17 protein-coding genes are annotated in these 14,370 nt (G+C 60.4%); 13 read left to right on the plus strand and 4 right to left on the minus strand.

From position 1 onward, the window contains the following. The first annotated feature begins 167 nt into the window (after window positions 1-167). The 9 genes from QK296_RS28400 to QK296_RS28440 all read left to right on the plus strand — a co-directional run bounded on the left by QK296_RS28400 (window position 168) and on the right by QK296_RS28440 (window position 8,118). Window positions 168-1,163, plus strand: a complete 996-nt coding sequence (locus QK296_RS28400; protein WP_282392261.1) for an HOASN domain-containing protein — start codon at window positions 168-170, stop codon at window positions 1,161-1,163. Window positions 1,164-1,202: 39 nt separating this feature from the next. After that, window positions 1,203-2,189 (plus strand): HOASN domain-containing protein, encoded by a 987-nt coding sequence (locus tag QK296_RS28405; RefSeq protein ID WP_003191763.1) that lies wholly within the window; start codon window positions 1,203-1,205, stop codon window positions 2,187-2,189. Between the two features lie 30 nt (window positions 2,190-2,219). Then, window positions 2,220-3,653, plus strand: a complete 1,434-nt coding sequence (gene purB / locus QK296_RS28410; RefSeq protein ID WP_003191761.1) for an adenylosuccinate lyase — start codon at window positions 2,220-2,222, stop codon at window positions 3,651-3,653. Beyond that, on the plus strand, window positions 3,653-5,101 hold the full coding sequence (locus tag QK296_RS28415) for an adenylosuccinate lyase family protein (RefSeq protein ID WP_034126088.1): 1,449 nt from the start codon (window positions 3,653-3,655) through the stop codon (window positions 5,099-5,101). Before purB ends, QK296_RS28415 begins: the two co-directional genes overlap by 1 nt. A 45-nt stretch (window positions 5,102-5,146) precedes the next feature. Continuing rightward, window positions 5,147-6,220: a class I SAM-dependent methyltransferase gene (locus QK296_RS28420; RefSeq protein WP_003191758.1), complete on the plus strand. Its 1,074-nt coding sequence runs from the start codon at window positions 5,147-5,149 to the stop codon at window positions 6,218-6,220. 110 nt (window positions 6,221-6,330) lie between these two features. Continuing rightward, window positions 6,331-6,660, plus strand: a complete 330-nt coding sequence (locus QK296_RS28425) for a hypothetical protein (protein WP_003191756.1) — start codon at window positions 6,331-6,333, stop codon at window positions 6,658-6,660. Between the two features lie 96 nt (window positions 6,661-6,756). Then, on the plus strand, window positions 6,757-7,203 hold the full coding sequence (locus QK296_RS28430) for a GNAT family N-acetyltransferase (protein WP_057710437.1): 447 nt from the start codon (window positions 6,757-6,759) through the stop codon (window positions 7,201-7,203). Between the two features lie 4 nt (window positions 7,204-7,207). After that, window positions 7,208-7,468: a hypothetical protein gene (locus QK296_RS28435; RefSeq protein ID WP_032900704.1), complete on the plus strand. Its 261-nt coding sequence runs from the start codon at window positions 7,208-7,210 to the stop codon at window positions 7,466-7,468. A gap of 401 nt (window positions 7,469-7,869) precedes the next feature. Next, window positions 7,870-8,118 carry a DUF1652 domain-containing protein gene (locus QK296_RS28440; protein WP_003191753.1) on the plus strand — a complete coding sequence of 83 codons (249 nt, stop codon included), beginning with the start codon at window positions 7,870-7,872 and terminating at the stop codon, window positions 8,116-8,118. A 15-nt stretch (window positions 8,119-8,133) separates the two neighbouring features. Here the strand turns inward: QK296_RS28440 and QK296_RS28445 are convergent, their stop codons facing one another. Further along, entirely contained in the window at window positions 8,134-8,496 is a 363-nt protein-coding gene (locus tag QK296_RS28445; protein WP_003191752.1) for an NUDIX domain-containing protein, read from the minus strand. A gap of 126 nt (window positions 8,497-8,622) precedes the next feature. Between QK296_RS28445 and QK296_RS28450 the strand changes: the two genes are divergently transcribed. Then, a complete protein-coding gene (locus QK296_RS28450) occupies window positions 8,623-9,600 on the plus strand; it encodes a Gfo/Idh/MocA family oxidoreductase (RefSeq protein WP_137205113.1) in 978 nt (325 codons plus the stop codon). Between the two features lie 45 nt (window positions 9,601-9,645). Beyond that, window positions 9,646-10,275 (plus strand): ribonuclease T2, encoded by a 630-nt coding sequence (locus QK296_RS28455; protein WP_003191750.1) that lies wholly within the window; start codon window positions 9,646-9,648, stop codon window positions 10,273-10,275. Between the two features lie 13 nt (window positions 10,276-10,288). Here the strand turns inward: QK296_RS28455 and QK296_RS28460 are convergent, their stop codons facing one another. Continuing rightward, the gene (locus QK296_RS28460; RefSeq protein WP_003191748.1) at window positions 10,289-10,891 is read right to left on the minus strand and encodes a response regulator transcription factor; all 603 of its coding nucleotides are present in this window, start codon (window positions 10,889-10,891) and stop codon (window positions 10,289-10,291) included. A 180-nt stretch (window positions 10,892-11,071) separates the two neighbouring features. Here QK296_RS28460 and QK296_RS28465 point away from each other — a divergent pair, with 180 nt between their 5' ends. Further along, window positions 11,072-12,685, plus strand: coding sequence for a hybrid sensor histidine kinase/response regulator (locus tag QK296_RS28465; protein ID WP_192002348.1), 1,614 nt, complete (start codon window positions 11,072-11,074; stop codon window positions 12,683-12,685). On the opposite strand, the gene QK296_RS28470 is transcribed toward QK296_RS28465, so the two are convergent. Beyond that, window positions 12,675-13,010 (minus strand): hypothetical protein, encoded by a 336-nt coding sequence (locus QK296_RS28470; RefSeq protein WP_003191746.1) that lies wholly within the window; start codon window positions 13,008-13,010, stop codon window positions 12,675-12,677. The two genes, QK296_RS28465 and QK296_RS28470, sit on opposite strands and share 11 nt — an antisense overlap. Window positions 13,011-13,186: 176 nt before the next feature. Between QK296_RS28470 and QK296_RS28475 the strand changes: the two genes are divergently transcribed. Further along, window positions 13,187-13,669 carry a GNAT family N-acetyltransferase gene (locus QK296_RS28475; RefSeq protein ID WP_003191745.1) on the plus strand — a complete coding sequence of 161 codons (483 nt, stop codon included), beginning with the start codon at window positions 13,187-13,189 and terminating at the stop codon, window positions 13,667-13,669. Here the strand turns inward: QK296_RS28475 and QK296_RS28480 are convergent. After that, window positions 13,653-14,141 (minus strand): hypothetical protein, encoded by a 489-nt coding sequence (locus QK296_RS28480; RefSeq protein WP_003191744.1) that lies wholly within the window; start codon window positions 14,139-14,141, stop codon window positions 13,653-13,655. The genes QK296_RS28475 and QK296_RS28480 overlap by 17 nt on opposite strands. Between the last annotated feature and the right edge of the window lie 229 nt (window positions 14,142-14,370).

Genomic DNA, 14,370 nt, shown 5'->3' on the forward strand with positions numbered 1-14,370 from the left:
ATCAAAAGCAGATCAAGATCAAGAGCGGCTCGCTTCGCATCGTGGTTACCGTTGGTTGCCAAGCCTTTGAAAGAATTTTCCTACAGGTGTTGACCTTGCCACTACGGGAACCTTTAGGCTTTTTTCCGAGTACGCCCAACCACAAAAACAAGATTCAGGGGTTATCAATGGATACTGCTGCCCTGCAACAACGCTCGGATTCCGATCTCTTCACCAACGCCTCGCGGCTGATGGTGAATGCCTTGGAACCCAGCGCCAACTACGCCCAAGTCACCCGCGCGCTGGAAGCGCTGCTCGCACGGACCCGGCAAGGCCTGGCGGGAGACGCCCAAGCTTATGCGCACTATCAGTCAGCCCTGCTGCAACTGCACCTCCCCGGTGACCCGCGCACCGAACCGACCCGGCGCTGGATGGCCAGCGAGGTCTACCGCGTCGAAGATGAGTTCGCCGCCGACGTGCCGGGCTTTAAAGCGTTGCCGGCGGACGAGTTCCGTCAACAGGTCGACGCTGAAATCGCTGCACGCAGCCGGGTCAACCACCCGATGTCGGTGCACCTGTTCCAAGGGACGCCGCCGGTGCAGGATGTGCGCTTCTTCCTGGAGCATCACTGGACCCGTTCCTACAACTTCTACAGCCTGCTGGCCGAACTGGCCTTTCGCTTCGAAGCCATCGAAGACGCCTCGGTGTTTTACCGCAACCTGTACGGTGAAGCAGGGGCTGAGACGCCGCAGCGTTCGCACCCGGCGATGCTCGCCCATCTGATGGAGTATTTCGATATTCCGCTGGCCATCGACTTCCCCGCGCTGCATCCGCTGGAAAAGGCCTACCTGAATAATCGCATTCGCTGTGTGCGCCACACGGATGTCGCCTGGGGCCTTGCACTGCTCTATGCGGTGGAGTCTGTCAGTTGCGTCAACCATCGGCGCATCTACGAGCTGTTGCAGCGCCTCGACGTTCCAGAGCAGCCCAGCGAATTCCACCGCTTGCATGGCACCCAGGATGAGATCGACACCGAGGAAATGTGGGCCCTGATTGCCAAGTTTGCCAGCGAGGAGGGCTTTCAGCGCACGTTCATGCGCGCACTCAAGCGCCACTTCGAAATCAACAAGGCCTACTTCGACAGCCTGTGGCAGCAGATGCAGGCCCAACGCCTGTCTGCCTGAACGACCTGCGATCCGAAAACAAAAATAATGGAGCACATGATGAGCCCACGTAATTTTTCCCTGCCGCAATTGCAAAATATTCACACGGCCGAAGCCCGTCTGTTGGCGGAAGCCTTGAAGCCGGACGCGACGTTCAATCGCATCGAAATTGCCGCCAATATGCTGCGCGCCCTGTGCGAGACCGGCCAACGCGGTGACGCCGCGAATGCGGCGCAGTGCCAGCAATTGCTGTACATCCTGTCGCTGAGCGATGACGTGGCCACCGCCTCGACCCGGCGTTGGCTGGCGAATGCCGTTTACAGCGTGCAAGAGCGTTTCATGCCGTCAGCCGACCTGGCATCGCCCTTGTCCGAGGCCGGTTTCCAGCAGCGCCTGGAAGAGCAGATTGCCGCGCAGTCGCGGGAAAACCATCCGATGTCGCAGTATGTGTTTGAAGGCAAAGCCTCTCGCGAGCAACTGCAGGTGTTTTTGCGCCACCAATGGTTCCGCACATACCGCCTGTACCGGGACGCCGCCGACCTGCTGGTCAACCTGACTGACGTAGACGAGGCGGCCGCCTTGGCGCGTTATCTCTACGGTGAGTTGGGCGAAGAGGATGAGCAGCGTTCCCACCCGAAGCTGTTGGCCAAGTTGCTTGCCGCCGTGGGCCTGAATGCCGATTTCGAGGCGCTTTCGACGATGCCCGAGGAAATCGCCTACCTCAACAACCGCGCCCGCTGTTTCCGCAACCCCGATGTCGGCTGGGGCCTGGCGGTGTTCTACATCACTGAACTGGTGGTGCCGGGCAACCACGGCAAGTTGTACAACGCCCTGCGCAATGCGGGCTTGAGCCAGGACGACGCGGAGTATTACGAAGTGCATATCAGCCTGGTGCCGCCACGGGCCAAGCGTGAATGGGCACTGATCTCACGGCGTATTCCGGACCTCGGGTTCCAGAACGCGTTCCTGACGTCTTTGGCCGAGCACTTCCGGCTGGAGCGGGCTTACTACGATGCAGTCTGGGAACACGTGCAACGCGTGAAGTAGCCCTCCTTAGGACAACGCGAGTAACTCGACATGCCAAGTCATATCACTGAATCCCGTATCCACGGGGGCGCTTACTCGTCCCCGGAATTTGCCGCGATCTTCTCTGATGCCAATCAGGTGCAGAAGTGGCTTGATGTTGAAACGGCGCTGGCGGCGACCCAGGCGCAGATGGGCCTCATCCCCCACGAGGCCGCCCGGGAGATTGCCCGGGTAGCCAGCGTGGAACTGCTGGACCTCGACGCGTTGGGGCGCGAGGGCCTGGAAACCGGGCACATCCTGGTGCCGACCCTGCGCGCCTTGCAGGGGTTATGTGCCGATGGGCTGGGTGAATACGTGCATTACGGCGTCACCACCCAGGACATCCTCGACACCGGCCTCATCCTGCAAATCCGCGATGCCTGGGGCCTGGTGGTGCAGCGCCTGCGCGGCATCCGTGGGCATTTGCTCACGCTCGCCTTGCGCCACAAGCACACGCCGATGGTCGCCAGGACTCATGGGCAGCACGCACTGCCCACCACGTTTGGCTACAAGGTGGCGGTGTGGGTCGATGAGATCGATCGGCACCTTGAACGCTTTGACGAAGCCTATGCGCGGGTGATGGTCGGTAACCTGACCGGCGCCGTGGGCACCCTGGCCGGGCTTGGCCCGCAGGGTTTGGATGTGCAGCGCCGCACCCTGGAAAGCCTGGGCCTGGCGGCGCCATTGAGCAGTTGGCACAGCGCTCGCGACCGCATTCTGGAGGCGGCGTGGTTGCTGGTGCAGGCGTCGGCAACGTTGGGCCGTGTCGCCAATGAGATCTACCACCTGCAGCGCACCGAGATCGATGAAGTGCGCGAAGGCCGACGGGCAGGGCAGGTGGGGAGCAGCACCATGCCCCACAAGCAAAACCCGTCGACGGTGGACCTGATCAGTGCGCTGTCGCGGCTGGTGCGCGCTCAGATGGTTGCGCTGACCGACGCCGCGTTCCAGTTGCACGAGCGTGACGGTACCACCTGGCGCATCGAATGGGCGGCCTTGCCGGAGCTGTTCATTTACGCCGGCGCCTTGCTCGCCCGTATGGACGGCTTGCTGCTGGCTGGGCTGGAGGTGCGTGAAGCGCGCATGCGTAGCAACCTGGACGTGCTGGGCGGGCTGATCCTGTCGGAGCGGGTGATGCTCGCGCTGGCGCCTCGGTGTGGCAAGCAGACAGCCCATCACCTGGTGCACGACATCGCCCTGCAAGCCCAAGACACAGGCGTCTGCTTTCGCGACGCGCTGCTTGGTGACTCGCGGCTGCAGGGTTGTTTCAGCCCGCAAACGCTCGATGACCTGCTTGACCCGACGACCTACACGGGGCTTGCCGCCGAGATGGTCGATTTGGTGGCAACTAAAGCACTGCCTCGCGCTTGCGGCCATGGCCTTGAAGCGACGCAGGCAACCCCAGGCAATACCAGTCAGTCCCAATACGCGATGGAGGGTATGTGATGGATGCGCAAACATTGGAAGTGACCGCCCGTGCATCTTGCACCGCACGGTCGGACCACCCAGGCTTTGATCATGACGGCGAGCAATGCCGCCACGAACACAGCCACATCCTCGATTCGAAAACCCACGGTTCGGGTTATGCCGGCCCGCAGAGCCGCAAGATTTTCTGCAGTCATTGTCGCCTGCAACGTTGGCTGGACGTGGAAGCGGCGCTGGCGATGGCCCAGGCCGATGTCAACATCATCCCGCGCGAGGCGGCCCTGGAGATCGAAAAGGCCGCGTTGCTGTCGGGCATCAATGTGCGCCAACTGGCCGAGGGCGTGGCAGCCACTGGGCATTCGCTGATGCCATTGCTCAGCGCCCTGCAAAAAAACTGCAGCCCCAGTGCCCGTGAGTACGTGCATTACGGCGCTACCACCCAAGACATCCAGGACACCGCCCAGTCCCTGGAAATGCGCGATGTGCTTGATGCAATGGACCAGGCCCTGGAGACCTTGCTGGGCAAGTTGTCGACCCTGGCTGATGCGCACCGTGACTCGCTGATGGTCGCCAGGACCCACTCGATTCCCGCCTTGCCGACCACCTTCGGACTGAAGGTCGCCGGCTGGATCGATGAGCTGTTGCGCCACCGTCAGCGCCTGGCCGAGGCGCGCCAGCGGGTGCTGGTGGTGCAGTTGTTCGGCGGGGTCGGCACCATGGCGGCGTTCGGCCCGGATGCCATGCCGATGCTAGAGCGTTTTGCCCAGCGCTTGTCGCTGCAAGTCCCCCTCACGGGCTGGCATGTGTCCCGTGACCGCGTTGCCGAGTTCGTCAGCACCCTGGCCATGGTCACCGCCTCGTTGGCCCGCGTTGCCGATGAAATCCGTACGCTCAATCGCTGGGAAATCGCTGAAGTGGAAGTGGGCTGGAGCGACCAACAGATCGGCAGCAGCACCATGCCGCACAAACGCAACCCCGAAGGTTGCGAGCAGGTGGTGGTGTTGGCGCGGCTGGCCAAGGCCCAGGTCATGCTCGCGCTGGACGCGATGATTCTTGAGCATGAGCGTGATTACCGCGGCACGCGGTTGGAGTGGTGCGCGGTCGCGGACGTTTCCCACTATGCGCTGATGGCGCTCTCGATTCTGACCGAGACCATCGACGGGCTCACCGTGAATGTGCAGAAGATGGAATGCACCGCCCAGGCCTATGGCGATGCCATCTGCACCGAAGCGGTGGTGTTCGAAATGGCGCGCAAGCTGGGCAAGAGCAGCGCCTACCAGATCATCTTCGAAGTGTCCCAGGCCAGCCAGCGCAATCACGTGTCGATCCGCGAGGCAATCGAGGCCGATGCGCGGGTGCTTGCGGTCATGAATGACGGCGCCCTGGCCCGGCTGTTCGAACCCCGGACGCACCTGGGCATGTCCGAACGCATTGTTGACAACGTGCTGGCCAAGCTCGCCGGCCACTGATCATTGATCTCTCAACAGACTTGCAAATTCATCAAGGAGCGACAGATGTCCAACGTTATGGAAGTTGATAAAGCCAAGGTCCAGCAATTTTCGGCGCGCATCATGGAGGATTACGGCAACACGCTGCGCGGCGCCATGCTCTACATTGGCGACCAGCTCGGCTTGTTCAAGGCATTGGCCGACGGCCAGGCGGTGACCCTGGAAGAGTTAGCGCACAAGACCGGCTACAACGCACGTTACTTGCGCGAATGGCTGGGCAGCATGGCCACTGGCAATTACGTGACCTACGACGCGCAAACCCGCCGCTACCAGATGCCGGCTGAATTTGTGCCAGTGCTGGCCGATGAAGACTCGCCGTATTTCGCCGGTGGCATTATCCAGCTGAGCGTGCCGTTCGTGAGCATGGCGCCCAAGGTCATTGAAGCCTTCCGCCACGGCGGGGGTTGCGCCGAAGAGGCGTTCCCGCTGGAAACCTGGAAAGGCATGGAGCGCATGACCATGCCCTGGTACAAGCACTACCTGGTCCAGCACTGGATCCCGTCCCTGGACGGCGTCGAAGAGAAGCTCAAGACCGGCGGCAGTGTGCTGGATTTCGGCTGTGGCGCGGGCTTGGCGGCGATCACCATGGCCAAGGCCTACCCCGAGGCGCGCATTGTCGGCTGCGACTTCCACCTGCCTTCCATCGAGTTGGCGCGGGCCAACGCCGAGGCGGCTGGTGTGGGTGACCGGGTGCAATTCGAGGTGAACGACTCCGATGCCTTGCGCGGTCAGCAATTCGACTTCGTGACCACCTTTGTGGTGATCCACGATGCCACCGACCCTCAACAGATGCTCAAGGATTTGCGCGCCGCCACGGCCGAAGACGGTACCTACCTGATGGTGGAACTCAACCTGTCCGAAGAACTGCACGAAAACATGAACCTGTTCGGGCGTGTCATGTACCCGCAGAGCACCCTCTATTGCATGACCTGTTCGCTGTCCCATGGCGGCGCCGGGCTGGGGGCGTTCATGGGCGAGAAGCGTGCCCGTCAGATGGCGCAAGCCGCCGGGTTCAGCCGCTTCCGTAAAGTGCCCTCGGAGTGGCCGCCAATGCCGGCGCTGTTCGAACTCAAGCCTTGATACGAGCCATCCGGCCATTGCGTTGCGCATTAAGGCAATTTAATGGCCCCTTTGTAACAAAATCCTCGCCAAAATCACTTTTATTTTCAGGTGGTTAGGTGAGGATGCAAATGCGCTCTGTGGGAATGATGCTGATTGCCTGCTCCCTGGCCGGCGGCGCGACTGTCGCGCAGGCCAGGGAATTGCGCGAAGGTGACAAGTACATGTGCAGTTGGGGCGCAGGCACGGCCGCCAGGGCCCAGGAACTCAAGTTATCCGGCGTTTCGCTGTACGCCGCCCGGCAGAAGATCCAGACCCTCAAGTTCAGCAAATCGTGGATGCGCATGATGGCCATGGGCATCACCGAGCAGACCTATGACAGTCGCTCACGGCTCAAGCCCGAGGCGATTCGTCAAAGCTTTTACCAGGATTGCCTGCGCTACAAGGTGGCGCGCAAGTAATCGTAGCCCCGCATCAGCCGTGGGGCCTTTACAAATCCACGACAAACCCTGTGTGAGTATTTGCATACAATTGCGCACTTCTTCATGGAGGCCGATATGCAAGTGCTGATTCGAACGGCGACACCCGATGACGTCGACACGCTGTGCGCGATTCGCACCGCGGTGGTGCAAAACCACCTGAGCCTTGAACAGATGGCTGACCTGGGGATTACCCCACAGGTATTGAGCGACACGTTGCGCGCAGCCCCTTGCGGCTGGATCGCGGAAGTGGACGGCCAGGCGGCGGGGTTTTCCATGGTCGATCTGGATGAAGGCGAAGTATTCGCGATGTTCGTGCTGCCATCGCACGAGAAGCTTGGCCTGGGTCGCCAACTGATGGCAGTGGCCGAGGCGGCCCTGTTTGCGCGCCACGACACGCTGTACCTGGTGACTGATGGGCGGGATGAAATCCGGGCCAACGGGTTCTATCAGCGCCTGGGCTGGTCCGTCGTGGGCCCGGTCGATGGTGATGACGTTCGTTATGAAAAGAGCAGGGCGCCATAAGGCCATGAATGCCCCAGAGCCTCCATCGTCCAACGGCTTGCGCTACCTCGCGGTGGGTGTGCTGGGCATCGCCGTGCTGCTGGGGTTCTATTTCATTCAACTCAACGCCAAGGTCGACCGCCAGCGCGAAGAGGCGGCTGAACGCCTGACGCTGTGTCGTCATCTGGAGGCCGTGGTGGGCGCCACTGCTTCCAGTCGTGAGGCCCTTCAAGAAACATGCAAGCAGTTAAGTGAACAGTTACTTGAAAGCGCTACGCCCGATTAATAACCATTTTTTATACAGGGGCTTACTGTCGTTACTTGCACCAAAAAGTAGCACGACTACTGCTTTCCACCTTAAAAAACATGTGGTTATTGAATGACTTACGAGGCTTTCAATCCGACGAAAGGATTAAAATAATCTTGTTACATGTTTTTACAATCGCTAATATACCCGGGCGTTCACCTCCCACGGTTTATGCATTTTTAAATCCCAAGTTTCCATCAGCTACTTGGGATTTTTTTTGCCCGCGATTTAATCTCGGTCTGTCGTTCATGGCGGGTGACGCCCTACAAAGTGAGGGCTGGCTAACACTTTTGCGTTAATTGTCCGGCGGCCGGCAAAACCTTATCTATGCTGCTTGCATCACCTCAATCGGGTAGAACCCAGGGACGGGGGGGCTGATCATGATTTCCATCACCGAATTCAACCGCATCATGGCCTCAGGCTTCCTGCCGCTGGCGTGTGAGTGCTGCCTTAACAGCGACGGCTCGCTGCGCATCAGCGTGTTCGAGCCTGCGTCCGGTCGTGTCGACTTGCTGTTGACCCGTGTATCGCCCGAGGGCCTGGACAGCATCCGTGCCATCTCCAACCTGATTGGTGAGTTGCGTACCGAGATAAAGGCCGGGCGCCGTGGGTTTGCTGCGGTAGGTTAAGGGCCGTCCAGCGCGTCAGAGGCGCCGCAGGAAGGATTTGACGATGTGGCGCGTGGCGTCTGTGGTGTCCAGCTCATCCAGGGCGTTGTAGGCATACCACTGGCAATCGACAATCTCGTTGCACGGCCGTGCCTCGTCGATATTGACTACCGATGCCTCAAACACGTGGTGGACGGTGTCTCGGGCCTTGAGCTCCTGCAGGTACAGCAAGCCGTCCACGTTTAACCCGGTTTCTTCTTCCAGCTCGCGTTCCGCCGCGCCTACCGGGCGCTCGTCTGCTTCCACTTTCCCGCCGGGCAATGCCCATTTTGATCTGGCCTTGCGCACGAAGAGAATATGCCCCTCATGTTCGCAAATGACGGTTGCCCTAATTTTCATCGAATGTGCCCCCGCGCCGAACGAATGTCATAAAAGTGTAATGCAATTGTCATGCTAAGTGGTTATGGCGCGCCAGGGCCGGTATGTGGATACTGCCCGATTGACGAATACGACCGAGGACATTAGATGAAGACCATACGCTGGGGCATGATCGGCTGTGGCAGTGTCACTGAGTTAAAGAGTGGACCGGCTTTCTATAAAGCGCCAGGTTCGGCATTGGTCGCCGTGATGGGGCGGCGTGCCGAGGCGGTGCGCGATTATGCGGCGCGCCATGGCATTGCCCGTTGCTATACCGACGCCCAGGCTTTGATCGATGACCCCGAGGTGGATGCGGTCTACATCGCCACTCCACCCGACAGCCATCTTGAATACGCCTTGAGGGTGGCGGCGGCGGGCAAGCATTGCTGCGTCGAAAAGCCGATGTCGCTGAATGCTGAACAGAGCGCGTTGATGCAGCGCACATTTGAGCGCGCCGGGCTGCACCTGTTTGTTTCTTATTACCGGCGTTCATTGCCACGCTTCCAGCAAGTGCGCACCTGGCTGCAGGAAGGCCGTATCGGTGAGCTGCGCCATCTGAGCTGGACTTTGTGCAAACCCGCTGCCGTAACAGACACCGACGCCACCAATTGGCGCACCGACCCGGCCATTGCCGGTGGCGGCTACTTTGCCGACCTGGCCAGCCATGGGTTTGACCTGTTCCAGTACCTGGCTGGCGATATCGTTGAGGTCTCAGGCTTTTCGGCGCGACAGGCCGGACGCTATGCGGCAGAAGATGCAGTGACGGCCTGTTGGACATTCGCCAGCGGTGCGTTGGGCATGGGCTGCTGGAACTTTGTGGCGGACCGTCGCGAAGACCGTGTCGAACTGATCGGCAGTCGTGGCCGTATTCAGTTTTCGGTGTTCGAGGACCAGCCGTTACGTCTTGAAGGCGAGACCACCGAAGTGTTGGAAGTGCCGTGTCACACCCATATTCAATGGCACCATGTCTTGAACATGAATGCGCATATTCGTGGCGAGGCCGAGCATCCGTCGCTGGCCATCGAAGCGCTGAAGACCGATATCATCCTGGATAAGGTGCTACACCGTTACTCCCAGCATCCCTAGTCGTGGCGATAGCGTAAGGCTTCACTCTTTTAAAGGAATACCGGGATGAAATACTGGATGGTGTTGTGGCTGCTGATCGCCACCGCGACAACGGCGGCGCCACGCAGCCAAGGGCAGTCGGGCGAGTTTGATTTCTATGTGCTGTCGCTATCGTGGTCACCCACGTTTTGCCTGACGCACCCAGGCAATGAGCAATGCTCGGGCAAGGGCTACGGCTTTGTGCTGCACGGTTTGTGGCCGCAATACGCGCGGGGAGGGTGGCCGGCGTCCTGTACGCCGCAGACGCACTTGAGCGAGGCAGAAATGGACAAGGGCGCGGTGCTGTTTCCCACCCGTGCACTGCTCAAGCATGAGTGGGCCAAGCATGGCACCTGCAGTGGGCTGCCGCCGTTGGAGTATCTGGAGAAGACCGATGTGGCGCTTGGTGCGGTGGTGATCCCGCAGCAACTGCAGCCGTTCAACACGCCGCCGTCTTTGCAGGCCAAAGAGATCGAGGCGCTGTTTCGCGAGAGCAACCCACGCATGGGCAACCACGGGATGGCGGTGATCTGCAAGGGCCAGGTGCTGTCGGAAGTGCGGGTGTGCCTGACCAAGGATCTGGCGTTTGCAGGTTGCCCGCGCAGTGTGAAAAGCCAATGCCGTGGAGGCGATATTCGTATTCCCACGCAGCGCTGAGCCGCGCAGGCGCCTAGAACTCGCCGGAATACTTCACCGCAGCTGCCGCGCGTGAGGGGACATTCAGGCTGCGCAACAATGACGACACATGGATACGCACGGTAAACGGCGAGATATTCAGGACCTTGGCAATTTCCTTGTTGGTCTTGCCCTGGGCAATCAGGCGCAGCACTTCCTGCTGACGTGGGGTGAGGGTGTGGGTGTCGAGGGGCAGCAGGCCTGAAGGGGCGAACTTGACCAGCACTTCGCCCTCGCGGATCGCCAGCAGGGCCTGGCCGATCTCGTCCGGGGCGATGTTCTTGCCGATAAAACCGTCGGCGCCCAGGGCCATGACCTGTTCGATCAGCGCGGGGTCGTCGACCATCGACACCAGGACCAAGGTGGTGCGTTTGAGTTGCTGGCGCAGTTCGGCCAGTTGGCTGATGCAGGTCAGGCCGGGAAAGCGCAAATCGAGAATCAAGGTATCGACCTCGCCCGCTTCGCACAGCAACGCATTCACCGTGGCCAGGTCGCCGGCCTCCTGCACCACCGCGCCCGGTAGCAGGCGCTGCACGGTGCGCGTCATGCCTTCGCGAAACATGGGGTGGTCGTCGGCGATGATGATTCGGCCGGTCATTGTGTGCTCCTTCCTGGGGCAAGGTTGTATCCAGGCATGCTAATTTACCACCGGGCCTGTAGGAGCGAGCTTGCTCGCGAAGAACTCACAGGCGCTGCGTTCATTCAGGCAACACGCGTTATCGTTAACGTTTTTCGCGAGCAAGCTCGCTCCTACAGATGATAGGTCAGGGATATGACGATGAGTCTTGAGACCAACTCTGAACTCGATCAGGCTAACCTGCGCATTGTGGTGGCCACCATCGCCATTGTGTATATAAGCTTACTGGGTTTCCTACCTGGGCAATCGCTGGACACCTACCTGCCGGTGATCCTCTATATCTTCGTGTTCCTGCTGGCGTCCATCGTGCTTCGCCAGGTGATCGCACGCTGGCCCGGGCATTACCCGGCGCGGCGGATCTTCGGCATGATCCACGATTACACCGGTACTTCGTTCGGCCTGGTGGTGGGTGGTGAAGCGGCGTTGCCGCTGTATGCGGTGATGGTCTGGGTGAACTTGGGCAATGGCATGCGCTACGGTTCGCGCTACCTGGCGATTGCCACGGCGCTGGCGTTGCTGGCGCTGTTGATCGTGTACCAGCTTACGCCGCTGTGGCAGGCGCAGCCGTTCATGGTGCTGATGCTGATGATCACCAGCACGGTGATCCCGGTGTATGCGCATATTCTGCTGGAGCGCACGCGCAAGGCCTCCGAGCAAGCCATCGCTGCCAACCTGGAAAAATCCCGCTTTCTCGCCCAGGCCAGTCATGACCTGCGCCAGCCGATCCACTCCATTGGCCTGTTCACCGCCTGCCTGCGCGAAGCCCGCTTGGGAGATGACGAACAGCGCTTGGTGGACAATATCGACCGTTCGCTGCTTAACGTGTCGCAATTGTTCCGTTCGATTCTCGACCTCTACACCCTCGACAACGGTCGCCTGTTGCCCAAGTACCAAGTGATCCACCTGGGCGACTTTCTCGCCGACCTGGTGCGCCAGAACGCCGAGGCCGCACGCTGGGCGGGGGTGGAGTTGCGCTTGCGCCCCTGCGCTCATTGGGTGTTGGTCGATCCGGGCATGCTGGCGACCATGGTGCAGAACCTGCTCTCCAATTGCTTCAAATACGGCGCGCAGCGACCGGTGCTGATCGGCGTGCGTGTGCGCGATAACGGCTTGGTAGTAGAGGTACACGACCAGGGGAGGGGGATTGCCAGGGAGCATCTTTCAAAAGTCTTCGAAGAGTTTTATCGCGTGCGTCAACTGCGTGACAAGGACGTTGAAGGCGTGGGCCTGGGGCTGTCCATCGTCAAGCGCCTGGGGCAATTGATGGGGTTGCAGGTGAGCCTGCGCTCGCGCGTTGGCCATGGCACTTCTGTCAGCTTGCATGGCTTGGCCCTGGCTGCCGCGCCGCGCCAACCGGCGTTGCGCGACGATGCACGCCAAGCCGGCCTGCTCACCGGCCTTAAGGTGTGCCTGGTGGAAGATGACTACAACGTGCTGCTCGCCACCCAGGCCCTGCTCGAGCGCTGGGGGTGCCAAGTGCAGGCCGAGTCCACGGGGCAGGGTTTGGTCAGCGACTGCGACATCATCGTCGCCGACTATGACCTGGGCAACCACGCCACCGGTATCGAATGCATCGACCAGCTACGCGAGCAACGTGGCTGGGCGGTGCCAGCGCTGATCCTCACCGGGCACGACGTGGAGAAAATCCAGGCCGCGTTGCATGACCGTCAGATCGCTATCCTGTCCAAACCGGTACGCCCTGTGGAACTGCGCGGCACTCTGCGTGAGCTCAGCCAGGAAAAAATTACTGCATGAATGGTGTTAATCCATTGCCTTTGGCACCCTTGGGCATGCAGTAGGCCGCTGGCTTCATGAGGCCGAAGCTGGCAATCGCGAACGCGCCGCCGCTGGCACCACTGGGCACGGAACAGTTGTACTCGCCGGAGGCCGTGTTAGCCACGTAGTAGGTGGTCATGGAGTCGCTGCGCACATTGGAGATACGTTTTACCGGCTCGCCCAGATTGGTTTCCGACAGCTTCTTGAGATGGTCTTCGGTAGGCTTGATATTGCTGCAACCGGCGACGCCAATGATCAGGGCGCCCAGCAGGGCAAGGCGAGTGACAGGGGAGAGGAGTTTCATGGTGCTTCTTCCTTGGGGTTGTTTTGGTTTTTCCAACGCGCAACGAACCCGCGCGCACTGAATGCGCGGTGTGGGTGAGAACGTTGGAAGTGCCGCGGAATATAGCGCCGCCGTGAGGTAGGGTCGATTAGCACAAATGGGCTAATGGCAGTTTGAGGTTATGGAAGGAGCTTGCGATGCTGGAGATAAAGCGCGCCACGCCGGACGACGCCGAGCGTGCGTTTGAGATTCGTCGCGAGGCCATTCTAGGCCAATGTATTGGCGCTTATAGCGCTGAAAAAATGGCGCTCTGGACTCGAGGTCGCGCCAGTGATGGTTACGGCGCGCTGATGGAAAAACAGTTCTACATGGGATGGTTCAATGGCGAACCTGTTGCCACTGGCATGCTGGATCTTGCCAACCATGAACTCGGCGCCTTGTTTGTATTGCCCGTATTCAGCGGGCGAGGGTTTGGCAAGGCGATGCTTGCTCACTTGGAGCACGTGGCGCAGCAGCAGGCGATTGAGCAGGTGGTGCTGGATGCGACACTGAACGCGGTGAGTTTTTATAGCGCGTGCGGGTATGTGGGCGATGAGCAGGCAGTGTATCGCTCTCCGTCCGGGTTGGTGCTGGCGTGTGTACCGATGGTCAAGCAGTTGCGGGTTATGAATCGCGCTTGAATGCAGCGCGCAATTGCTCGATCACAAGCTCTATTCCTGGCCCTTGTATCTGCGGCGGGGTGGGGCTCTCGCCAAATTCGCGCCATACGAACAGGGTCAGTTCAGCACCATCGGTCACGGGCTCGAGGGGGTGGGTGCCGAAAGCGTTCAGCGAGCGATAGCGCTCGTCCCGCCAGAAGGCTTGCTCTACCCAGTCATAAACGGGAATGCAATGAAAGTGCAGTGGGAAGCCGGGCATATGGCCGTAGCGGCTGATATACAACCATTTCGGCTGGAGTTGGGTTTGCATCACCCGCTGGATGTTGGCGAGCAGGCCGCCCAGTTCTGCCAGTGCGGCTTCAGGCATGTCGGGGAGGGCGTCAATCGGCGCCCTGGCGCTCAGCATCAGGTAACCCGGCAGCTTCGAGGTCAGGTGGTGGTTGAGTTGCCAGTGTTCGGTCTGGTGAAGGATGAAGGCTGGGTTGATTGGCATGTGCACGCGTCCCTGTGGGTTGGAGCGCCAGCATAGCGCGCTGAACCCGTGGCGAGGGAGCTTGCTCCCGTAACGGCCCGCCAGCCGCCCCATATCCACCTGACGCACCACGATCCAACTGTGGGAGCTGGCTTGCCTGCGAAGACGGCCTGGCAGTCAACACAGTTGGATTGTGTACATATCCATTCCTGCGGTAACGGCCACCTAGGGTTCCGCCCTGACGGCGGCT

This window comes from Pseudomonas sp. AL10 (genome assembly GCF_029960685.1).
In the GTDB taxonomy this organism is placed as follows: domain Bacteria; phylum Pseudomonadota; class Gammaproteobacteria; order Pseudomonadales; family Pseudomonadaceae; genus Aquipseudomonas; species Aquipseudomonas lactis.